At 69.6% G+C, this 21,489-nt stretch carries 25 protein-coding genes; 18 read left to right on the top strand and 7 right to left on the bottom strand.

Features of this window, described 5'->3' with window-relative positions; genetic code table 11:
• Window positions 1-336: 336 nt before the first annotated feature.
• Entirely contained in the window at window positions 337-1,236 is a 900-nt protein-coding gene (locus FB559_RS05935; protein WP_141954107.1) for an enoyl-CoA hydratase-related protein, read from the top strand.
• Window positions 1,237-1,881: 645 nt separating this feature from the next.
• Here FB559_RS05935 and FB559_RS46420 read toward each other — a convergent pair.
• Complete coding sequence (locus FB559_RS46420) at window positions 1,882-2,103, bottom strand: putative acetyltransferase (RefSeq protein WP_425455050.1); 222 nt, start codon at window positions 2,101-2,103, stop codon at window positions 1,882-1,884.
• 136 nt (window positions 2,104-2,239) lie between these two features.
• On the opposite strand from FB559_RS46420, the gene fdxA reads away from it, so the two are divergent.
• The 7 genes from fdxA (at window position 2,240) to FB559_RS05890 (ending at window position 9,477) form a co-directional block, all read left to right on the top strand.
• Window positions 2,240-2,566, top strand: a complete 327-nt coding sequence (gene fdxA, locus FB559_RS05920) for a ferredoxin (protein WP_141954105.1) — start codon at window positions 2,240-2,242, stop codon at window positions 2,564-2,566.
• Window positions 2,567-2,632: 66 nt separating this feature from the next.
• The gene (dapC, locus tag FB559_RS05915; protein ID WP_141954103.1) at window positions 2,633-3,718 is read left to right on the top strand and encodes a succinyldiaminopimelate transaminase; all 1,086 of its coding nucleotides are present in this window, start codon (window positions 2,633-2,635) and stop codon (window positions 3,716-3,718) included.
• A 97-nt stretch (window positions 3,719-3,815) separates the two neighbouring features.
• Complete coding sequence (locus FB559_RS05910; protein WP_141954101.1) at window positions 3,816-4,958, top strand: acyl-CoA dehydrogenase family protein; 1,143 nt, start codon at window positions 3,816-3,818, stop codon at window positions 4,956-4,958.
• A 1,552-nt stretch (window positions 4,959-6,510) separates the two neighbouring features.
• Window positions 6,511-6,813, top strand: coding sequence for a hypothetical protein (locus tag FB559_RS05905; RefSeq protein ID WP_141954099.1), 303 nt, complete (start codon window positions 6,511-6,513; stop codon window positions 6,811-6,813).
• Window positions 6,814-6,951: 138 nt separating this feature from the next.
• Window positions 6,952-7,293 (top strand): ArsR/SmtB family transcription factor, encoded by a 342-nt coding sequence (locus FB559_RS05900; RefSeq protein WP_141954097.1) that lies wholly within the window; start codon window positions 6,952-6,954, stop codon window positions 7,291-7,293.
• A 330-nt stretch (window positions 7,294-7,623) separates the two neighbouring features.
• Entirely contained in the window at window positions 7,624-8,172 is a 549-nt protein-coding gene (locus tag FB559_RS05895; RefSeq protein ID WP_141954095.1) for a hypothetical protein, read from the top strand.
• A gap of 306 nt (window positions 8,173-8,478) precedes the next feature.
• The gene (locus FB559_RS05890; RefSeq protein ID WP_141954093.1) at window positions 8,479-9,477 is read left to right on the top strand and encodes a YihY/virulence factor BrkB family protein; all 999 of its coding nucleotides are present in this window, start codon (window positions 8,479-8,481) and stop codon (window positions 9,475-9,477) included.
• Between the two features lie 17 nt (window positions 9,478-9,494).
• Here the strand turns inward: FB559_RS05890 and FB559_RS05885 are convergent, their stop codons facing one another.
• The 3 genes from FB559_RS05885 to FB559_RS05875 all read right to left on the bottom strand — a co-directional run bounded on the left by FB559_RS05885 (window position 9,495) and on the right by FB559_RS05875 (window position 12,509).
• On the bottom strand, window positions 9,495-10,652 hold the full coding sequence (locus tag FB559_RS05885) for an alpha/beta hydrolase (RefSeq protein WP_141954091.1): 1,158 nt from the start codon (window positions 10,650-10,652) through the stop codon (window positions 9,495-9,497).
• 110 nt (window positions 10,653-10,762) lie between these two features.
• Window positions 10,763-11,674: an SMP-30/gluconolactonase/LRE family protein gene (locus FB559_RS05880; RefSeq protein WP_246121378.1), complete on the bottom strand. Its 912-nt coding sequence runs from the start codon at window positions 11,672-11,674 to the stop codon at window positions 10,763-10,765.
• 13 nt (window positions 11,675-11,687) lie between these two features.
• A complete protein-coding gene (locus FB559_RS05875; protein WP_246121377.1) occupies window positions 11,688-12,509 on the bottom strand; it encodes a hypothetical protein in 822 nt (273 codons plus the stop codon).
• A 69-nt stretch (window positions 12,510-12,578) separates the two neighbouring features.
• Between FB559_RS05875 and FB559_RS05870 the strand changes: the two genes are divergently transcribed.
• On the top strand, window positions 12,579-13,415 hold the full coding sequence (locus FB559_RS05870) for a 2,3,4,5-tetrahydropyridine-2,6-dicarboxylate N-succinyltransferase (protein WP_141954086.1): 837 nt from the start codon (window positions 12,579-12,581) through the stop codon (window positions 13,413-13,415).
• A 53-nt stretch (window positions 13,416-13,468) separates the two neighbouring features.
• Here FB559_RS05870 and FB559_RS05865 read toward each other — a convergent pair whose 3' ends face one another.
• Window positions 13,469-14,287 (bottom strand): lysozyme, encoded by an 819-nt coding sequence (locus tag FB559_RS05865; protein ID WP_246121376.1) that lies wholly within the window; start codon window positions 14,285-14,287, stop codon window positions 13,469-13,471.
• Window positions 14,288-14,322: 35 nt separating this feature from the next.
• Window positions 14,323-15,093: a peptidoglycan recognition protein family protein gene (locus tag FB559_RS05860; protein WP_141954084.1), complete on the bottom strand. Its 771-nt coding sequence runs from the start codon at window positions 15,091-15,093 to the stop codon at window positions 14,323-14,325.
• A 212-nt stretch (window positions 15,094-15,305) separates the two neighbouring features.
• Here FB559_RS05860 and dapE point away from each other — a divergent pair, with 212 nt between their 5' ends.
• From dapE to FB559_RS05835, 6 genes are all read left to right on the top strand, one after another.
• Window positions 15,306-16,367, top strand: a complete 1,062-nt coding sequence (dapE, locus tag FB559_RS05855) for a succinyl-diaminopimelate desuccinylase (protein ID WP_141954082.1) — start codon at window positions 15,306-15,308, stop codon at window positions 16,365-16,367.
• A gap of 38 nt (window positions 16,368-16,405) precedes the next feature.
• Window positions 16,406-16,813, top strand: a complete 408-nt coding sequence (locus tag FB559_RS05850; protein ID WP_141954080.1) for a MerR family transcriptional regulator — start codon at window positions 16,406-16,408, stop codon at window positions 16,811-16,813.
• A gap of 208 nt (window positions 16,814-17,021) precedes the next feature.
• The gene (locus tag FB559_RS44505) at window positions 17,022-17,270 is read left to right on the top strand and encodes a hypothetical protein (RefSeq protein WP_221639899.1); all 249 of its coding nucleotides are present in this window, start codon (window positions 17,022-17,024) and stop codon (window positions 17,268-17,270) included.
• Window positions 17,228-17,704, top strand: a complete 477-nt coding sequence (locus FB559_RS43655; RefSeq protein ID WP_221639898.1) for a hypothetical protein — start codon at window positions 17,228-17,230, stop codon at window positions 17,702-17,704. The genes FB559_RS44505 and FB559_RS43655 overlap by 43 nt, the downstream gene beginning before the upstream one ends.
• A gap of 43 nt (window positions 17,705-17,747) precedes the next feature.
• On the top strand, window positions 17,748-18,554 hold the full coding sequence (locus FB559_RS05840) for an LOG family protein (protein ID WP_141954076.1): 807 nt from the start codon (window positions 17,748-17,750) through the stop codon (window positions 18,552-18,554).
• The gene (locus tag FB559_RS05835; RefSeq protein WP_141954074.1) at window positions 18,554-19,135 is read left to right on the top strand and encodes an LOG family protein; all 582 of its coding nucleotides are present in this window, start codon (window positions 18,554-18,556) and stop codon (window positions 19,133-19,135) included. The genes FB559_RS05840 and FB559_RS05835 overlap by 1 nt, the downstream gene beginning before the upstream one ends.
• A gap of 33 nt (window positions 19,136-19,168) precedes the next feature.
• Here the strand turns inward: FB559_RS05835 and FB559_RS44500 are convergent, their stop codons facing one another.
• Window positions 19,169-19,699: a hypothetical protein gene (locus FB559_RS44500; protein WP_221639897.1), complete on the bottom strand. Its 531-nt coding sequence runs from the start codon at window positions 19,697-19,699 to the stop codon at window positions 19,169-19,171.
• Window positions 19,700-19,826: 127 nt separating this feature from the next.
• Between FB559_RS44500 and FB559_RS05825 the strand changes: the two genes are divergently transcribed.
• From FB559_RS05825 to FB559_RS05815, 3 genes are read left to right on the top strand one after another with little or no spacing between them, the layout of a single operon-like run.
• Entirely contained in the window at window positions 19,827-20,492 is a 666-nt protein-coding gene (locus tag FB559_RS05825) for a hypothetical protein (RefSeq protein ID WP_141954072.1), read from the top strand.
• A complete protein-coding gene (locus tag FB559_RS05820) occupies window positions 20,489-20,917 on the top strand; it encodes an SRPBCC family protein (RefSeq protein WP_141954070.1) in 429 nt (142 codons plus the stop codon). Before FB559_RS05825 ends, FB559_RS05820 begins: the two co-directional genes overlap by 4 nt.
• The gene (locus FB559_RS05815) at window positions 20,914-21,489 is read left to right on the top strand and encodes a DNA-3-methyladenine glycosylase I (protein WP_141954068.1); all 576 of its coding nucleotides are present in this window, start codon (window positions 20,914-20,916) and stop codon (window positions 21,487-21,489) included. Before FB559_RS05820 ends, FB559_RS05815 begins: the two co-directional genes overlap by 4 nt.

The following is a 21,489-nucleotide window of genomic DNA, read 5'->3' as shown; positions in this document are numbered from 1 at the left end:
GTCGGACGGCGTACCGATGCCGTGTCATGACTCGTGGAGGAACCACGTCGGACGGCGTGCCGATGCCGTGTCATGACTCGTGGAGGAACCACGTCGGACGGCGTGCCGATGCCGTGTCATGACTCGTGGAGGAACCACGTCGGACGGCGTGCCGATGCCGTGCCACGACCCGAGGAGGAACCACGTCGGGCAGCGTGCCGACGCCCGCCACTACCTGTCTGGACCCACGTGTCGCGATGGATTTGGGGTTCTCCGCGGCGGTTACGCACAACGAGGAGGTTTCCGGTCAGGTTCTAGAATCCGGTTCACAATCGTCTCCGGCCGCAGGGAGCAGCAGTGTCGTATAGCGAGATCGAGTACTCCGTCTCCGATCGGATCGCCACCATCACGCTGGATCGACCGGAGCGGCTCAACGCCTTCACGCTCGTCATGCGTGGAGAACTGATCGACGCGTTCGACCGTGCGGACGCGGACGACGATGTGCGGGTGGTGGTCGTCACCGGGCGGGGGCGAGGCTTCTGCGCCGGGGCCGACCTGGAGCGAGGGGCCGGCACGTTCGATCACGAGGCGGCCAAGGACGTGCCCGGCGAGCGTGAGGTCTTCGAGGACGGCATGCCGCGGGACGGGGGTGGGACCGTCGCCCTCCGCGTCGCTCAGTCGCTCAAGCCGGTCATCGCGGCGATCAACGGCCCCGCGGTCGGTGTCGGGGTCACGATGACGCTGCCGATGGACATCAGACTCGCCGCGGACAACGCGCGGTTCGGGTTTGTGTTCGCTCGTCGTGGGATCGTCACCGAAGCCGCCTCAAGCTGGTTCCTGCCCCGCCTCGTCGGCATCTCCCAGGCCATGGAGTGGGCCGCGACAGGGCGGGTCTTCGACGCCCAGGAGGCACTCCAAGGCCGCCTGGTGTCCAGGCTGTATCCGGCGGAGCAACTACTCGACGCGGCGTACGAGCTGGCAGGAGAGATCGCGGCCAACACCTCGTCCGTGGCGGTCGCGGCCATACGGCGCCTGATGTGGTCAGGTCTCGGCGCGCCCTCACCGTGGGACGCCCACCGGACGGACTCACTACTGATGAGGACGCTCGGCGCCGCCCCTGACGCGGCCGAAGGGGTCACGGCCTTCCTGGAAAAGCGTCCGGCCGACTTTCCGATGAGCGTCAGCGGGGATCTGCCTCCTGAAGTTCCCGTCTGGCCGGGCCCCTGGCCGGGCCCCTGGCTGGGCCCCCAGGCCTGAGGCGGCCGGGCCTGAGGCGGCCGGGCCTGAGGCGGCCGGGCCTGAGGCGGCCGGGCCTGAGGCGGCCCTGGCCTGAGGCGGCCCTGGCCTGAGGCGGCCCGGTATGAGGGGAGTCGGCATGAGGGGAGTCGGACGAGTCGGCCTGAGGCGAGTCGGGCTGAGATGAGTCGGCCCGAGATGAGTCGGCCCGAGATGAGTCGGCCTGAGACGAGTCGGCGGAGATAAGCCAGGGGAGATAAGCCGGGCGGAGACGAGTCGGGCGGAGGCAGCCCACCGGGCGGTTCCGCTCGCGGTCACCCGTCCAGCGGCGGTCACCCGGTTCGTGGTCAGGCGGTCGACCGGCCTCGTCCAGCAAGGGGTGCGGCACGACGACCCATCTGGACGGACCGGCGCGTGAGGTCCGATCGGTTCGGTGGGCCAAGAGTGCTGGGCCTGAGCCGTGGGCCTGCACGGGAAGAGCTGGCTGTACGCGTCCACACGCCGGCGCTGATCTTCCTGGACGAGCCGCGAGGCGAACCGGAACCGCTGATCAAACGATCTTTGGAAGCGCAGCCCCGAGAGCAACTCCCCACAGGACCTACGGCGGGATCGGGTCGACGTTCGGGGGACGGAAGCAGCCAACCCGAACCCACCGGACGCGCTCGGCTACTCCGGTGGACGCGAGGGGCGGCGGCGTTCGGGCGGGGGAGGGACGACCTTACCCGCCACCAGGTCGGCCTCGGCGATCGTCGCCAGTGTTCCGTCCCTCCGGCGCACTGTCAGCTCTCCCGCCACCCACGCCTGCAGGTATCCCACGACATCGCTGTACAGTCCGTTAGGCAGCCGTCGGCGGAGCGACACGCGTCGCCCGACGTCGGATGGGGACACGGAAACGACGTACCGGGCAGAAAATCGCGGTCCGATGTGACGCCCCCCATGTCGAAACGGTTGACTGATAACGGCAATACTAGGCAAGGAACCGCTGCGAGCCGTGGCGACGGCCACAGACGTTGAGGAGTACGACGTGACCTACGTCATCGCGCAGCCTTGCGTGGACCTGCTCGACAAGGCATGCATCGAAGAATGCCCTGTCGACTGCATCTACGAGGGCAAGCGCATGCTCTACATTCACCCGGACGAGTGCGTTGACTGTGGCGCATGCGAACCGGTCTGCCCGGTCGAGGCGATCTTCTATGAAGACGACACGCCGGATCAGTGGAAGGACTTCTACAAGGCCAACGTGGAGTTCTTCGACGATCTGGGCTCGCCGGGCGGTGCGTCCAAGGTCGGCAAGATCGACAAGGACCACCCGATCGTCTCGGCTTTGCCGCCGCAGGCCCAGGAAGCCTGAGTCCGGACGAACCACGTGCGCCGTCCGCCTCACGACGGGCGGGCGGCGCGCACAGCTGGGAGACGCATGTTCAAGACGCTGCCGGATTTCCCCTGGGACCTGCTGGCCCCGTACAAGCACCAGGCGCAGCAGCACCCCGACGGCATCGTCGATCTGTCGATCGGTACGCCGGTCGACCCCACGCCTCAGGTCGTACGGCGAGCGCTGGCCGAAGCGGCCGACGCGCCGGGGTACCCCGCGACGTACGGCACTCCCGCCCTGCGTGAGGCCGCGGCCGGCTGGCTCAACCGCCGGCTCGGTGTCGCCGCCGACCCGGGCGCGATCCTCCCGGTCATCGGCACCAAGGAGCTCGTCGCCTGGCTGCCGACCCTGCTCGGCGCCGGTCCCGGCGACACTGTCGCCATCCCCTCACTCGCGTACCCCACGTACGACGTCGGCGCGCGTCTCGCCGGGGCGGACTCTTTCGCCGTGGACGGGCTGCTGACCCTGGGCCCGCAGACGCCGAAGATCGTCTGGATCAACTCGCCGTCCAACCCGACCGGCCAGGTGCTCCCCGCCGAACACCTCCGCAAGGTCGTCACGTGGGCGCGCGAACGCGGAGTCATCCTGATCAGCGACGAGTGCTACGCCGAACTCGGCTGGGACGCCGAGCCGGTCTCCGTACTCCGCCCGGACGTATGTGGGGATGATCACACCGGCCTGCTCGCCGTGCACTCGCTGTCCAAGCGGTCGAACCTCGCCGGCTACCGAGCCGGCTTCGTCACCGGGGACCCCGCGCTGGTCAAGCAGCTCCTCGAGGTCCGCAAGCACGCCGGGATGATCGTGCCCGCGCCGGTCCAGGCGGCCATGACCGCCGCGTTCGGCGACGACGAGCACGTCGAGGAGCAACGGGCGCGGTACGCGCGGCGCCGCGACGCCCTGCGGACGGCCTTCGAGGCGTACGGCTTCCGCGTCGACCACTCCCAAGGCGGCCTGTACCTCTGGGTGACCCGCGACGAGCCCTGCTGGGACACCGTGAAGACCCTCGCCGAGCTGGGCATCCTGGTAGCGCCGGGCGAGTTCTATGGCGAACGGGGCGCGCAGCACGTACGCGTGGCGTTCACCGCGACCGACGAGCGTGTCACCGCGGCCACGGTACGCCTGAGAGGCTGAGGCCACGCCGGACGTCCGAACTGTGCGGGCACCGGGCACATGGTGTTTCATAGAACCGAATAAGGTTCTACTTACGTCGTCCGAGGAGCGCCAGGGCATGCAGCGCGAGATCTTCACCGAGGAACACGAGGCCTTCCGCGACACTGTGCGGTCCTTCATCACGAAGGAGATCGCCCCGTTCCACGAGCAGTGGGAGAAGGACGGCGTCGTCTCCCGCGACGTGTGGCTCGCCGCCGGCCGGCAGGGTCTGCTCGGCATCGACATCGACGAGCAGTACGGCGGCGGTGGCGAGACCGACTACCGCTACTACGTCGTCATGGGCGAGGAACTGGCCCGCGCCGGCGTGCACGGCCCCGGCTTCGCGGTGCACAACGACATCAACGGCGGCTACCTGAGTCGCCTGGCCACCGACGAGCAGAAGGCCCGCTGGCTGCCCGGCTACTGCTCCGGCGAGATCATCACCGCCATCGCGATGAGCGAGCCGGCGGCGGGCTCGGACCTGCAGGGCATCAAGACGAGCGCGGTCAAGGACGGCGACGACTACGTCCTCAACGGGCAGAAGACGTTCATCACCAACGGCATCCTGTCCGACCTCGTCATCGTCGTCGCCAAGACCGACCCCGAGGCGGGCCACAAGGGCATCAGCCTGCTGGTCGTCGAGCGCGGGATGATCGGCTTCGAGCGCGGCCGCAACCTGGACAAGATCGGCCTGCACGCGCAGGACACCGCCGAGCTGTACTTCGACAACGTACGGGTCCCCAAGGAGAACCTCCTCGGCGAGGAGGGCAAGGGCTTCGTCTACCTGATGCAGAACCTCCCGCGCGAACGCGTGACCATCGGCGTGACCTCCCTGGCGGGAGCCGAGAAGGCGTTCGAACAGACGGTGGAGTACGCCCGTACGCGCGAGGCGTTCGGCCGGCCGATCGGGCGGTTCCAGCACAACCGGTTCACGCTCGCGGAGATGAAGACCGAGCTCACGGTCGCACGGACGTTCACCGACCGCTGCGTGATGGAGCACGTCGAGGAGCGGCTCGGCACCGAAGAGGCGTCGATGCTGAAGTGGTGGAACACCGAACTCTGCAACCGGGTCGTGGACCGCTGCCTGCAACTGCACGGCGGTTACGGCTACATGACGGAGTACCCGATCGCCAAGGCCTACCTCGACGCGCGCATCCAGACCATTTTCGGCGGCACGACCGAGATCATGAAGGAGATCATCGGCCGGGGCCTCGACCTGTAGGCCGGCCCTGCGGCCCTGCGGCCCTGCGGCCCTGCGGCCCTGCGGCCCTGCGGCCCTGCGGCCCTGCGGCCCTGCGGCCCGGATCGGGTCGGGTCGGCGAATGCTCGGTGAAGTTTCACTAGGTCGCTGTCCGTTCCTCCATAGCGGCGGAAATCGCTCGACTCTGCCGCCGTGGTCGTGACGCGGGTACGGGCGGTGTTCGCTGGGTTGCGGGGCTTCGTGTTCGTCGTTCAGGAAGCTTGGCGGGCGTCCGGCTCGGCAGCGGATGCCCCGAACCATCGGGCAGGGATCGGGCAGCAGGTGGATCCGGCAACAGGGCGCGCATGCGCTCGCCGTGCGCCATCCCAGGCCGCCTTGTCGAGGGCCGAGCACGGTTTCTTGACGGCGGACAGCAACGGCCGGTTCGCCAGGTGTGCCGTCGCGCGCGGCGAATGCCGACGTTCAGGATCGTCTCCAAGCCGGGGTGTGGCCGTTCGGAGTAAACGGGCAGGCGGCCGCGTCAGATGAGGAGTGCTGGTCGCGTCCGGTGGTTCGGCCTCCAAAGAGCGTGCCGCCCGGTGGCATGCGGTCGCGGACCGCGTTCCGGTGGCAGGAGCCTGGCCCAGACGATGATCCGTACGCGGGCGTGTTGCTGATGCCGATCCAGAAGATGATGATCGGGATGAAGAGGTCGAGGGCGGGCCGGCCACGAGCGTGATGATGTTCGGCCGCCGCGTAGAAGCCGAAGAACCGCACGCACGGTGATTGGTGGGAGAGCCGCGTACGGCTGATCCCGGCATTCTCAGGGGCGGCGTCCGGGATGGTACTGACCTGGGATGCCGCCAGCGGAAGCATCGCCGCCGAGAGGACAGCACTGGCTCGCGCGCCCTGTCTGCGTCGGCGTGGGGAGAGGTCGCACCTCAGCAGCGGAGATGCCGCACCTCATCAGTGGCGGTGCCCGTACCTCACCGGCGGCGGTGCCCGTACCTCACCGGCCACGGTGCCCGCACCTCATCAATGGCGGTGCCCGCAACACACCGGCGCGGTGCCGCACCTCACCAACGGAGGTGTCGCAGCTCAGTGGCGGAGAGGCGTGGCCTTGAGATGGGATCCGCTGGCAGGAGACCGGATCCGCCCGCCCGGCACGGACGCGCTCGTATCTGGGTGATGCTGGATTCGTCCCTGCTCAGCGCCGAGGAACTCCAGGCTGCTCCCCACGGTCCGGGCGCCTTGCGGCTCGCGTTAGCCGTGCTGCTACCGCGACAACGGCGGCACGTACAGGTCGTCACTAACAGGTACCTCGACGCCGTGAAGCCGGAGCCATGCATGGCCGAAGAGGGTCGGCATCCGACCGCGGAACCCAGGCACGACCCACTCGGAGGCATGGCCTACATCGAACAGGCCTACACCGAACACCGATCGACATCGACTGCGTGCCTCGACGACGGCTCTATCTATGCATACATCGCAATATGCTAATATTGCTCCTCGCGGTCAATTTTGACCGCGAGGACGATCCCGGGTCGCGTTCTGTCCGCTGGGGCGTGTGCCAGGGACGGACAAGGGGGCGTACATGTCGAGTTCGACCGAGCACCGCACGCATACCGATCACGCACACGAGCATGGGCCGGGCTGCGGTCATGTGGCCTTCCGCCACGAGGACCATGTCGACTACGCACACGATGGTCATCTCCATCGCGCCCATGAGGGACACATCGATGAGTGCGAGACCGGCGAGCACGTGCCGCATGACGGGCATCAACACCAGCATCAGGTCGACTGCGGGCATGTCGCGGTCCCGCACGAGGACCACGTCGACTACGTGCACGACGGCCACCGTCATGTCCAGCACGGCGACCACTGGGACGACCACTGACCAGGCTTTTCGAGGCGGTACGGCCCGCCGCGGTGATCCGCCGATGCCGCTGGGGGCATCGGCGGCGCGCAGCCCGTCCGGCCGTCAGCGGCTCAGCTACACAATGACGTTCATTGCTATATGTTAACGTCAGCATATATGGGCACGAATGCGACATCGCCGGGTAGCGCGTCCGTGAACGCGCTGAACGCGGCATCAGAGTTGCTGCGTGCGCTTGCCTCACCCGTCCGGCTCGGCATCGTCCGCGAACTCGCCGACGGCAGTCGTGAGGTCCATGAGCTCGTCACCAGCCTGGGAGTCTCCCAGCCCCTGGTCTCCCAGCATCTCCGCGTGCTGCGGAATTCACGACTGGTGATCGCCCATCGCCACGCGCGATCGGTCGAGTACGCCCTCGCCGATGATCACATTGCCCGCATCGTCCTCGACGCTCTGCGGCACGTGGAAGAAGGCCCTGGCGCGCCTCCCGGGACGAACGCGTAGGCGACCCTCTAAAAATCACAGAACGACTTACTCGGCCTTTTCCGTCCGCGTCCGTTCGGCGGCGCAGTGGCGATCATGGAAAGAGCGGTACGGCCTGCCCGCACGGCCGCGTACCGGCGACCCCGGCGCCGGTGGCGTGTGCCGTCTTCTCGATGGCCGCGTTTAGGCGTGGATTCTTGGGGCATCGGGGGCTTCTACATGGAAGACAAATGAATGACCAGGGAAAAGCGTCACACAAGGCGCCGAAACCCGGCTCGGGGAACACCCCGAAGGGGTTTTCGGTCGCACTAGTGGGACCCGGCGCTGAAACCCTCTGTGAAGGAGCCAGCAATGACCGTCAACGGAAACAGCACGCCGCAGGATCCGGCCGAACACGCTGCGCGGGCGAGTGAGGAGCTGGGGAAGAGCGCGGAGGGTGTGGCCGCCAAGGCCGACGAGCTCAAGGACCGGGCGAAGGCCAAGGCCGTCCAGACGAAGGAGGCCGTCGCCGGTCAGACCGACCAGGCCAAGCGGATCGCGCAGGACAAGGTCACGCAGGCCAAGGACAAGGCGTCCGTGCTGGTCTCCCGAGCGCGGGAGAGCGACGCGGTTCCCACCGAGATCAGCCCGGCCACGCGCCGCGCCGGAGCCGGGGCGGCCGCCACCGGGCTCGCCGCCGCCGTGACGGTATGGGTCCTCCGGCGCCGGGCACGGCGCAACGCCAACCCCTGGCACACGGCCGCGCGAAGCGCCAAGTCGCAGATCAAGACCGCGCGCCGTCAGGCGAAGTCGGGTCTGAAGACGGCCCGCAAGCGCTCACGCGCCCAGGCCGGCGCTCAGGTGGCCGCGGCCAAGGCCAGGGCGCACAAGGCCAAGGCCAAGGCGAAGAGCTGGGGTTGATGACCCGCGGTACGACGCGGAGCGCCGGATCCAGGGCGTGTCCGGACAAATCCGGTTCGCAGCGACCGAACGGCGCGTCGCAAGACGGAAGTCGGCCGGCCGACGGCAACGCGGTACCGCTCGACAGGACAGGGACCGGTCGCGGCGTACCCGGCAGGGCCGGAAGACGACGAGCCGTACCCGCGTCAGGCCAGGACGAGATCTCGGTCCTGGCCTGACGCGTCCGTGGGAGGCACTACCAGGCACGGCGGGCCATGACGGGCGCCGGAGCCATTGAGTACGGCGCATGGCGCTACGGGGAGAAGCATGTCCGGTGATGAAGGGGACGACGCGCTGCGGACCGAGCAGCGGCAGCTCGTCCATGACCTCAACGAGCACGGCGCCGACGGCCCCGCCGCCCTCAGGCCGCGCGGCTGGTGGCGTGCGCTGCGGCGGATACCGGCGGAGTTCGCCGAGGACAACCTGACCGACTGGGCCGCCGCGCTCACCTACTACGCCGTGCTGTCGATCTTCCCCGGGCTGCTCTTCGTGGTCTCCCTCGTCGGCCTGGCCGGCCGGTCGATGACGCAGTCGCTGGTCACCAACATCGGCACCCTGGCGCCCGGCGCGGTCAAGCAGATCCTCGCCGAGGCCATCGCCGAGCTTCAGCGCGGGCGCGGGGGAGCGGGGCTGGTCGCGCTCGCGGGGATCGTCGTCGCGCTGTGGTCGTCCTCGAAGTACGTGGCGGCGTTCATGCGGGCCTGTAACGCCGTGTACGACATTCCCGAGGGGCGGCCGATCTGGAAGACCCTTCCGGTACGGGTCGGCGTCACCCTCATCAGCCTGACACTGTCGGCCGTGACCGCCGTCGGCGTCGTCCTGTCCGGCGGGCTGGCACACCACGTCGGCGACCTGATCGGGCTCGGCTCGGCCGCGGTCACCGCCTGGGACATCGCCAAGTGGCCGGTGCTGCTGGTCGTCGTCGGGCTGCTGTTCGCCCTGCTGTACTGGGCCTCGCCCAACGCCAGCCGTGGTCTCCGCTGGGTGGTCCCCGGCGTCGTCCTCGCACTGGTCATCTGGATCGTGGCCTCCAGCGGCTTCGCCCTGTACATCGCCGAGTTCGGCTCGTACAACAAGACCTACGGCAGCATCGCCACGGTCATCATCTTTCTCGTCTGGCTGTGGGTGACGAACCTCGCCCTCCTCCTCGGCGCCGAACTCAACGCCGAGCTCGAACGCGGCCGCGCCATCGCCGCCGGCCTGCCCCGTACCGAGGAGCCGTACGTCGAGCTGCGCGACACCAGGGCCATCAAGGACGACACCTAGGCCTTCAAGGACGACACCTAGGCCTGGACGGGCAGGAACTCCTCCAGCGCGCCGGCGACGAGATCGGGTGTCTCCAGGGTCTGCATGTGAGGCGCGCCGGGAAGCCGGCGGTAGACGGCGCCGGGAATGCGTTCGGCGATCGCGGCCATGAGGCCGGGCGGCGCGGCCGTGTCCAGCTCACCGTCGAGCACGAGTGCCGGCAGGTCGAGGCCGCCCAGCCGCTCGCGTACCTCGAAGTGCTGGAAGGCGCGCCAGGCCCCGGCCCAGTCCGCCGCTTCGCCCCTGAGCACGCATTCGCGTGCGTAGCGGACGCCCCAGGCGTTGGCCGCCAGGGCGGCGGGAGTGAACCAGCGGGTCAGGGAGGGGATCACCTGGGCCGGCATGCCGTCGGCCTCGGCGGACCGCGCCCGGCCCTCGAAGGCGTCGAACGGCTGGTCGGTCGTTGCCAGCAGCGACAGTGAGGCGAACCGTTGCGGCGCGGCGACGGCCGCGGCCTGGGCGATGGCTCCGCCGTACGAGAGGCCGACGACGTGGGCGCGGTCGAGCCCCAGGGCGTCGAGCACGTTCACCAGGTCCGCGCCCGTGTCCGCCATCGTCCGCGGCGCCGGCGCACCGGCGGCGTGGCCATGGCCCCGCACGTCGTACGCGTAGACGCGGCGGCCGGCCGACAGCCGCGGCATGATCGGCTCCCACATGCGCCAGTCGAGGCCCAGCGCGTGTACGAGGAGCACGGGCGGGCCGTCTTCGCCGCGGCGGGCCACCAGCGTCTCGTGGTCGGTGAGGCCGATCCGGCTCAGCGCGGCCGGCCTGGGTACGCCGGCGTCCCCCAGGACCTCATCGACCACGGACAGGGCGTTCAGGGCACGCGGGAAGCCGGCGTACCCGGCCACGTGCTCGCACAGGGCGAGGAGCTCCGACGGCGAGACTCCGGCGCGTAGCGCGGCCTTGGCGTGCAAGGTGAGCTGGGGTTCGGCCCCGCCGATGGCGGCCAGTATCGCCACCGTGGCGATCTCACGCGCGGCACGGCTCAGACCGCCGTACGCGAGGATCCCGCCGAACCCCAGCTCGATCAGCACGTCGTACATCCGCGGTGACCGCAGCCGTACCTCGCGCAGGGACTCCTCGGGCGAAGAGCCGATCAGTGCTTCGTACTCGCGATGCCCACGGTTCGTCATTGACGGAACGCTAGACGATCGCCGTGCGGCGGCGTTCGTCCGTCGGACGGGTGAGCGCCGCAGCGCACGTCGCCACCAGCGTGTTCGGCCCACGGCGTAGTAGCCGGGCGTCAGGGACGAGGACGCGCACCGTTGAAGTTGACGCGGAGCGCGTACACCGAGGTCGACGCCGTGATGAACAGGTCGTTGCGCTTCGGGCCGCCGAACGTGAGGTTCGAGACGACCTCGGGCAGCCGCAGCTTGCCGATCAGCGTGCCGTCCGGGGCGAAGCAGTGCAGGCCGTCGCCGGCCGCGGCCCACACCCGCCCGGCGTCGTCCAGCCGGATCCCGTCGAACACCCCCTGGTCGCAGGTGCCGAAGATCTCCCCGCCGGTCAGGCTCCCGCCCTCCCCGGTGCCGAACACGCGGATGTGGCTAGGGCTCTGCCGGGTGTCCACGATGTACAGGAGCCGCTCGTCCGCCGAGAACGCCAGGCCGTTGGGGCGGACGAAGTCGTCGGCGACGATCTCCACGCGCCCGGTGACCGGGTCGGCGCGGTACACGTGGCACGCCCCGATCTCGCTCTCGGCCCAGTGGCCTTCGTAGTCGCTGTCGATGCCATAGCTCGGGTCGGTGAACCAGATCGAGCCGTCGGAGCGTTCGACCACGTCATTGGGGCTGTTGAACCGCTTGCCGTCGTACCGGTCGGCGATCACGGTGACCGACCCGTCGTGCTCGGTACGGGTGATCCGCCGCGGGCCCTGCTCGCAGCTCACCAGCCGTCCGAGCCGGTCCACGGTGTTGCCGTTGGTGTACGAGGCCGGGGAACGGAAGACGCCGACCGCACCGGTGGTCTCGTCCCAGCGCAGCATCCGGTCGTTCGGGATGTCGCTCCACACCAGATAACGGCCGGCCGGAAAGTACGCCGGCCCCTCCGTCCAGCGGTCGCCGGTGTGCAGCCGTACGAGCCACTGGTCGCCGCCGCACGAGCGGAAGCGTTCGTCCAGGACCTCGAACTCCGCCTTGATGGTGTCGGTCAACACGACCTCCGTAGCGTCAACGGATCGAGATGTGGTCTCCGGGTGCCTTCTTGTCCTTGGTCCAGCCGCTGTGCCCGTCGCTGACCTGCCAGTGCCGTCCGGCGTAGCGCACCTCACGCAGACCGTACGGCTGTGCGTGCGCGACGAACCACACGGCCATGGTCCAGCCGGCGCGGCTGCTGGGCACGGTCAGGTCACCGTCGCCGTCGCGCTTGAGCGTCGCGCGGAGCTCGGCGAGCGCGGCACGCGTGTCCGGGCGCTTCTTGCGCTTGTTCGGCGGGTACCAGCAGCGTACGGACGCGGGCGTGTGGCCGGTGAACGCCTCCGCGAGCGTCTTGGCGTCCTCTTCGTGCTGGGCGTACGCACTGCCGTCCGCGCTGCGCTGCACCTTCTGCGCGGCCTGGTGGACCGGCAGGCCCGTGTAGTCCCTGACCTTGACCAGCGCGCCGAAGAACCTGCTGGTGGCGTACACCGGGTCCTTGAGCTGCTCGGCCGAGCCCCAGCCCTGCGACGGGCGCTGCTGGAAGAGACCGACCGAGTCACGGTCGCCGCTCTCGAGGTTGCGCAGGTGGGACTCCTGGAGCGCCGTCGCGTACGCGATGATCGTGGCGCGCTCGGGCAGTTTCCGGCGCAGCGCCACCGTGGCGATCGTGGAGGCGTTCGCGGCCTGGTCGAGGTCGAGCGGCATCACTTCGGTGCCGGCGCGGGCCTCGCAGCTGGTGCCGTGGAGGTAAGGGCGGAAATGAAGGTAGAGCGCGACGCCGCCACCCGCGATGAGCAGCGTCGTGACCAGTGCGACGACCACGAGCCGCAGCCGCCCTCCATCCGTCCGACTCACGCGAAGACCGTATCGGCTCAAGGCCCCTGATGCGCATCCCCAACGGCTCGCGCCGCTATCCTCGCCGCCATGACCGACACGTTCACCAGCCCGATCTCCAGCGCCATCGACGAGCTGTGGGAGCGCCGTACCGACCTGACCCCCAAGGACACCGACGCGCGGTCGGCCATCCTTGCCGCGGTCGACCTGATCGACGCGGGTACGGCTCGCGTCGCCCACGTCGACGAGGGCACCGATGAGGTCGTCGTCGACGAGCGCGCCAAGCGGGCGATCCTGCTCGGCTTCAAAGTGCTCGAGATGGTCCCCTCGGAGGTCGGCGACTTCCGCTACCACGACCGCATCCCGCTGAAGACCCGCCTCGACGGCGTACGCGTCGTGCCCGGCGCGATCGCCCGCTGGGGCTCCTACCTGGCGCCCGGCGTCGTGCTGATGCCGTCCTTCACCAACATCGGCGCCTACGTCGACTCGGGCACGATGGTCGACACGTGGGCGACGGTCGGTTCGTGCGCGCAGGTCGGCAAGAACGTCCACCTCTCCGGCGGCGTCGGCATCGGCGGTGTCCTGGAGCCGCCCAACGCCCGGCCGGTGGTGATCGAGGACGAGGCCATGATCGGCAGCCGCTCGATGATCGTCGAGGGCGCGCGCGTCGGCAAGGGCGCGGTCGTCGGGTCGGGTACGAACCTGTCCGCGTCGATGCCGGTCATCGACGTGGAGACGGGGGAGGAGCTCGGCCGTGGCCGCATCCCGGACTGGTGCGTCGCGGTTGGTGGCACCCGGCTCAAGGAGTTCCCCGGCGGCACGTTCGGCATGCCCGCGGTCCTGATCATCCGGCGCCTGGAGCCCGGCGCCCGTCACGACAAGTCCAAGCTCAACGACATCCTGCGCGACCACGGCATCAGCGCCTGACGTGTGAGGGGTCCCCGGGAGCGGGGTGGGGGACCCCTCACACAGTGTGGGGATCAGGGAGTGTTGTCGGCCAGAGCGAGCAGTCGTGCGGCGGTGCCGTTGAAGGTGTCCTGGTCACCCGGGAAGGTGCCGCTGTCGGCGTACTGCCAGATGGTGTAGGTGCCATAGCCCGCCGGCACCGCGCCGGCCGAGCTGGAGTACCTCGCGATCCAGAACGGATCGTTCGCGGCGAAGGTCGCGTCCGAGTCGCCGGTGCAGCTCGTCCACCAGTCGAGCGTGGAGTAGATCACCGCCCAGCGGCCCGTCTTGGCGTGGTACTCGTTCACGAAGGCGTGGATCCAGCTGCGCATCGACGCCTGGCTGAGGCCGTAGCAGGTCGCGCCGTACGGGTTGTACTCGATGTCGAGCGCGCCGGGCAGCGTGTGGTGGTCGGCCGACCAGCCGCCGCCGTGGGCGGCGAAGTAGTCCGCCTGTGCGGCGCCGCCCGAGGTGTTCGGCGTCGCGAAGTGGTAGGCCCCGCGGATGAGACCGGCGTTGTACGAGCCGACGTACTGCTGGCTGAAGTACGGGTTCGTGTACGACGTGCCCTCGGTGGCCTTGACGTAGGCGAACTTCGCGCCGTTGTTCTTGACCGTGGTCCAGTCGACGTTGCCCTGGTAGCTGGCGACGTCGAGGCCCGGGAGGCCGGCGACGGCCGGTGCGACGAGGTTCGAGCTCGCGCGGCCGGCCAGGCCTGAGCCCATGTGGTCCTGGTCGGGATGGGTGATCGGGTCGGGCGCCGCGCCGGCGGCGGGGGCGAAGGCGGCGCCGGCCAGTGCGAGCACCGTGGCGGCGGTGCTCAGGCGGCGGATGATGTGGTGGGCGGGGGCCACGGTTCCTCCTGGAATCGGGATCGCGGGGGCGTGTCTCAGGAGTGTTCGCGCGGGCCGACGGCGGGGCCGTGGTCGCCGGAACGGACGGGGGCCGGCAGATCGGTCCGTACGTACGGGGTGGTGCGCTCGGCGGTGAGCGAGGCCCCGAGAGCGTTCGCGACATCGTTGCGCAGCTTGGGGAGCTGGGCGTACAGCGCGTCGCCGGGGCACTGGGTGTCGACGTAGTCACGGTGGCCGACGATCGAGGCGTGCGGGTCGAGGCCGTAGTCGTCGCAGAGCCAGGCGAGGGTCTTGACCAGGGCGTTCCACAGCGCGGTCGGAGGGAGCACGGAGATGTAGGTGCCCTCGTTCTCGATACCGAGGGTGTGGCCGTTGTTGTTGGCCGTCTGGGCGCCCATGACGTTGGCGCCCTTGCCGATGGCCTCGATCGAGCGGTTGCGGCCCTCCATGACGTAACCGCCGCGGCTGATGGTCAGCTGCTGGCCGGTGTCGCTCCAGCCGTTCGTGTCCATGTGGAGGTCCTGGCAGTCACGGGACAGCTGGAAGGCGTGCGTCAGCGAGTAGTCCGTGGAGTTGGGAAAGGCCATGTGGTGGACGACGAGGTGGTCGGGCGCGGCGATGATCTGCGCCGGCGACGTGGGGGGCCGGGCGCCCCATTCCGCCCGGGTGTAGACGTGGGGTGCGGCGGCGGCGTGTGCCGACCGCGAGCGGGTGAGATCGGCCGCGCCGATGAGCGCGGCTCCGCCCGCGATTGCGGCCGCGCGCGAGATGAAATCGCGCCGGCCGAAGGCCGATGTGTCGGGCATTGCGGAGGACTCCCTGCGGTCGAAGGTGGTTTCCGCTCCCGACTGGTAAATATCCTACGTAGTAACTTAGATAAAGGTGGAAAATTCTCCTAACGTTCGGGGTCTCCGTTGGCACATCGGTAAGTCGGCGCAGGTCAGAACTGTCGTCAAGGGCGGCACCGCTGGTGGGTGGTTGGCCGGATCCGGGCACGGTCGGCGTAGGCTCTGGGCCCATGCGGCTTGATCTGACCCAGGACGTGGCGGCCCTGACGGCGGCCATCGTGGACATCGAATCTGTCAGCGGCAACGAGAAGGCACTGGCCGACGCGGTCGAGGAGGCGCTGCGCGCACTGCCTCACCTGACCGTCTCGCGCGACGGCGACACGGTGATCGCGCGGACCACGCAGGGACGCGGCGAGCGCGTCGTGATCGCCGGCCACCTCGACACGGTTCCGGTCAACCGGAACCTCCCGTCACGGGTCGAGGGCGACCGCCTGTACGGCTGCGGCACCGGCGACATGAAGGCCGGCGTCGCCGTCCAGCTCAAGCTCGCCACACTGCCCGAGACCAACCGCGACGTGACGTACTTCTTCTACGAGTGTGAAGAGGTCGAGGAGGCACGCAACGGGCTCAAGCGCATCGGCGACACCCGGCCCGAGCTGCTGGAGGCCGACTTCGCGGTGCTGATGGAGCCGTCGGGCGGGATCATCGAGGGCGGCTGCCAGGGCACCATCCGGATCGACGTGAGGGTGCCCGGTGAGCGTGCGCACAGTGCCCGGTCCTGGATGGGGTCGAACGCCATCCACAACGCCGGCGTGGTGCTGGACATCCTGCGGTCGTACGAGCCGAGCCAGCCGGTCGTCGACGGCCTGGAGTTCCGTGAGGGGCTCAACGCGGTCTTCATCGACGGTGGTGTGGCCGGGAACGTCATTCCCGATGAATGCGTCGTCACCATCAATTACCGGTTCGCGCCGGACAAGTCGCTCGCCGACGCGGAGAAGTATCTGCGGGAGGTCTTCGACGGCTACGAGGTGACCGTGGTCGACGGCGCTCCCGGGGCGCGTCCCGGCCTGACGCATCCGGCCGCGGCGGCGTTCGTCGAGGCCATCGGGGGCGAGACGCCCGCGCGGGCGAAGCTGGGCTGGACGGACGTCGCGCGGTTCTCCGCGCTCGGCATCCCTGCGGTCAACTTCGGGCCGGGCGAGCCCAGCCTGTCGCACACGCGTGAGGAGTACGTCGAGATCCCGCGGATCTTCGCCGGTGAGGAGCGGATGCGGGCCTGGCTCACGGCCTGACTTGACTTCGAGCGCACTCCAAGAGCGAGAGTGATTCCATGACGCAGGCAGTGAACGAGGCACTCACGATCGCGGAGGCGGCCGAACGCTCCGGCGTCTCCACGCACACCCTCCGCTACTACGAGCGCATCGGCGCACTGCGTGAGCCTCCCGAGCGCGCCCCCAGCGGCCACCGCCGCTACACCGAGCGCGACCTGAGCTGGATCGAGCTCCTGACCCGCCTGCGCGCCACCGGCATGCCGATCGCGACGATGCTCCGCTACACCGAACTCGCGCGAGAGGGCACCTCCACCGCCGCCGAGCGCAAGGCGCTCCTGCTGGCCCACCGTGCCGAGGTTGCGGCCCGCGTTGACCAGCTCCGCCACGACCTCGAAATGATCGACTACAAGATCAACGCCTACGACAAGATCGAACGCGAACGCATCGGCTGCCCCGACCTTCGTTAGGACGTTCCGGCCGGTGATGCCGGTGATGCCGGTGATGCCGGTGATGCCGGTGATGCGAGTGGTGCCGGTGTGTTACGGGTGTGTGGTGGTGCCGGTGTTGCCGGGAGTGCCGGTGGTGCGGGTGTGTTGCGATGGTGCACGTGGTGCACGTGGTGCACGTGGTGCACGTGGCATACGCGGCATACATGTCGCGGCACACGTGGCACACGTGGCACACGTGGCACACGTGGTGCACGTGGTGCACGTGGTGCACGTGGTGCACGTGGTGCACGTGGTGCACGTGGTGCACGTGGTGCACGTGGTGCACGTGGTGCACGTGGTGCACGTGGTGCACGTGGTGCACGTGGTGCACGTGGTGCACGTGGTGCACGTGGTGCACGTGGCACACGTGGTGCACGTGGTCACGTGGCACACGTGGTGCACGTGGTGCACGTGGTGCACGTGGTGCACGTGGTGAGGGTGGTGCACGTGGTGAGGGTGGTGCACGTGGTGAGGGTGGTGCACGTGGTGAGAGTGGCGCACGCGGTGCACGTGGCGCACGTGGCGCACGTGGTGAGGGTGGTCCACGCGGTGAGGGTGGTGCACGCGGTGAGGGTGGTGCACGCGGTCCACGCGGTGCGGGTGGTCCGCGCGGTGCGGGTGATGCGGGTGGTGCTGGGAGCCCGGGTGGTGTGGGTGACGCCAGGGGTGCGGGTGGTGCCGGGGGTTGGTGCGCAGTGTCCAGGGTGCGTGGTGTCAGGGGTGCGACGGAGCAGGGTGGTGTGGGCTTTGTCCGTCGAAGTCGGCGTGACCTGCCGGGCTCTGGGTGTCCGGGGTTTCGCGGGTTCGTGGCGGGTCGGCCGGAGTGGTCGGGACGGGGTACGGCAGGTGGCGTACCCGTTGCGCGCGTGAGGTGGGAGGTAAACGGCTTGCGTGGCTGGTTACGGTTATGGGCATGCAACCTGATCAGGCGCCGCGTAGGAGGCGGCAGGGGCCTGCGACGCTTCGCGGCAAGGCGATCCCCTCGACAACCACCGACCAGCGGCTTCTCGACTCCCGTGGGCCCTCGGACTGGGTGCACACCGACCCCTGGCGCGTGCTGCGCATCCAGGCGGAGTTCGTGGAGGGGTTCGGGCTCCTGGCCGACCTGCCGCACGCGGTGAGCATCTTCGGGTCCGCGCGTACCAAGCCGGACAGTGAGGAGTACGTCCTGGCGGAGCGGATCGGGGAGGCACTGGCGCGGGCCGGGTACACCGTGATCACCGGGGGCGGTCCGGGGATCATGGAGGCCGCGAACCGCGGTGCCGGCTCGACCGGTGGGGTCTCTGTCGGGCTCGGCATCGAGCTGCCCTTCGAACAGAGCCTGAACGACTACGTCGACATCGGCATCGAGTTCCGCTACTTCTTCGTCCGCAAGACGATGTTCGTGAAGTACTCCCAGGCCTTCGTGGTGCTGCCGGGCGGTTTCGGCACCCTCGACGAGCTGTTCGAGGCGATCACCCTCGTCCAGACCGGGAAGATCACGCGGTTTCCGATCGTGCTGGTCGGCAGCGACTTCTGGGGTGGCCTGCTCGACTGGGTCAAAAACCAGATGCTGCCCGCGGGCAAGATCTCACAGGAGGACCTGGAGCTCGTCCACGTCACCGATGATCCGGACGAGGTGGTCGACATCGTCACGCGTGCCCACGAGACGCAGGCGCGCCTCCTGGAGGAGCGCGCCGCACAGGACGAGCTCTTCCGCGAGGGAGGGAACGGCTCCTGATGCGGATCTGTGTCTTCTGCTCCTCCAGCGGCCGCATCGACCGTCGCTACCTCGACCTCGCCGAAGAGGCCGGCGCCGAGCTGGCCCGCCGCGGGCACACCCTCGTCAGCGGTGGTGCGACCGTCTCGTGTATGGGCGCCGTCGCGCGCGCCGCGCGTGAGGGCGGCGCGCACACGATCGGCGTCATCCCACGGGCGCTGGTCGAGATCGAGATCGCCGACGACGACGCGGAGCTGGTCGTTACCGACGACATGCGCTCGCGCAAGGCCGAGATGGACCGGCGGTCCGACGCGTTCCTGGTGCTGCCGGGCGGGCTCGGCACGCTCGAGGAGCTGTTCGAGATCTGGACCTCACGCGTCCTCGGCATGCACGACAAGCCGATCGCGATCCTCGACCCGTACGGCCTGTACGAACCGCTCGGCGAGCTGATGAAGCATCTGCTGGAGGAGGGGTTCGCCCGGCCGCACATCTTCGACGCCGTCGGCTGGACCGGCTCGGTCACCGAGGCGTTCGAGCACCTGGAGCGGTCTCCGGTACGCCTGGAGCCGACCGCCGAGGACTACATCGAGTCCGAACCCTGAGCGGAGCCGGGGTGCCGGCACGTCCGCGGCTGATCAGGCAAGGCCGCGGCGTGCCACGGCCGGCGCCCGCGTCCCCCTGATCGAGGCGATCATGTCGAGCACCTGCCGGGTGCCGTGGACATCGCCGGTAAGGAAGACGCGCGCGCCGAGCCAGGCGTGGACCGCCAGCATGGCCTGCACCGGCTCGTCCGTGAGTACGGCCACCCCGGCCTCTGCCAGCCGGGAGACCGCGCCGGGATCGCCGGCCATGACGAGCACCCCGCTCGGGCGTACGCCCACGGCGCGATCCGGTGCGGAACAGGCGAGCGCGGCGCCGGTCGCCGCGGCGACCGGCGCGAAGGCGTCGCCCATGAGCAGGTCCGCGCCCGCGCGTTCGCACGCGATGGCCTCGGCGGCCGAAGCGGGCGCCACGGCGATCGCCGGCCAGGCGTTGTGGGCGCAGAACCGTTCGATCATCGGCGGATCGGGCGGAACCAGGGCGATGTCGGTGCCCTCCACCACTCCGTCCGTCATGATGGCGAACTCTCCGGAGCCGAACGTACGGCCCGCGAGATGCAACTCCATGCCGCCGATCGTGGCACAGACCTCGGTGCCGGCATGCCGCATGGCGACCGGCCCACGCCGGTCGGCGATCTCCGGCGCGCAGTTGTGGCACGATCGGATTACCGGAGGTACAGAGGGGAGCTCGACCTTGCTCGTCTTCATCACCGTGGCCCTGGCCGCCGTGGCCGTGCTGGCCGCGATCGTCGTCGTGGCCGTGGGCGGCGGCGGAGAGCTCTCCACGGAGCACCCCGACCACCCACCGCTCGCCCTGCCCGGGCGGCGCGCCATCGGCGGCACGGACGCCGTGCTGCTGCGCCTGCCACTGGGCCTGTGGGGTTACCACAAGCAGATCACCGACGAGGCGCTCGAGCGCTTCGCCTACGAGCTCACCGAGCGCGACACCCGCATCGCCGTCCTCGAGCAGGAGCTCGCCGAGGCGCGGCAGGGCACGGACGGCGACTCCTGGAACCGGCGCCGCGCGCTGCCCGCGGGCCGGGGTGACATGCCCGTCATGGGCCAGGAGCCCTTCGCGACCCGTACGGATTGGGACCCCGCGCCGCGAGAGCTGCCCGCCGGGCGCGAGGACCCCTTCGTCACCCGTACGGACGGCATCCCCACGAGTGGCGCCTTCACGAGCGGTGAACCGGCCGAGGCCGAAGCCGACCACGCCCCGCCGACCGATCCGTGGCTGACGATCTCCGACGTCCACGAAGAGAAGACCGAGGCCAAAGCCGAAGAGGAGACCGAGGCCAAGGCCGAGAACGAGGTCGACGCCGAGGACACTCACGCGGCGCGTAAGGACGATGCCGAGTGAGCCGCGTGGCCGTGCACGCCGCGGTCGACGTCGAGGCCACGGCCGAGCGGGTGTGGGAGGTGCTCGTCGACTGGTCACGGCATGGCGAGTGGGTGCCGTTCACCCATGCCGAGGGCGGTGCCGCCGAGGGCGCGAGCGTCAAGGCGTGGACCGGAGTCGGCACGGTTGGCTTTCTCGACACCATGGTGATCTCGGACTGGGAGCCGCCGACCCGCGTCGCCGTACGCCACACGGGCCGGCTGGTCCGCGGCGAAGGCCGCTTCGACCTGCTGGACCTGCCCGGAGGGCGGTGCCGCGTCACCTGGTCGGAGCTCGTCGATCTGCCCCTGGGCCCGGCCGGCCGCGCCGGTTGGGTCGCGGTGGGACCGTTCACCCGGCTCATGCTCCGAACGGCGCTCCGCCGGCTCGCTAAACTGTTCGAATGACGACGATCGGTGCTGACGGGCTGGTGCGGTGCCCCTGGGGTGTCTCCACGCCCGAATACATCGCCTACCACGACGAGGAGTGGGGCCGGCCGGTCCGCGACGACCGCGGGCTCTACGAACGCCTGAGCCTGGAGGCGTTCCAGTCGGGGTTGTCGTGGCTGACGATCCTGCGCAAGCGTCCGGGGTTCCGGCAGGCGTTCGACGACTTCGACATGGACAAGGTCGCGGCCTACGGCCCGGCCGAGGTCGAGCGGCTGCTCGCCGACGCCTCCATCGTGCGAAACCGCCGCAAGATCGATGCCACCATCGCGAACGCACGGGCGTCGCTCGACCTGCCCGGCGGTCTCGCCGCCCTGATCTGGAAGTACGCCGACCCGGACGCCCCGGCGCCCAGGACCGGTGCCGACGTGCCGGCCACGACCCCCGGCTCCAAGGCGCTGGCCAAGGAGCTCAAGGGCCACGGCTTCCGGCACGTCGGCCCCACGACCGTCTACGCCCTGATGCAGGCGTGCGGTCTGGTCGACGATCACCTCCAGGAGTGCCATCGCCGCGGCGCCTACACCGCGGGTTGA

Source organism: Actinoallomurus bryophytorum (assembly GCF_006716425.1).
GTDB classification, from domain to species: domain Bacteria; phylum Actinomycetota; class Actinomycetes; order Streptosporangiales; family Streptosporangiaceae; genus Actinoallomurus; species Actinoallomurus bryophytorum.
This window is presented reverse-complemented; position numbering and strand designations above follow the sequence as displayed.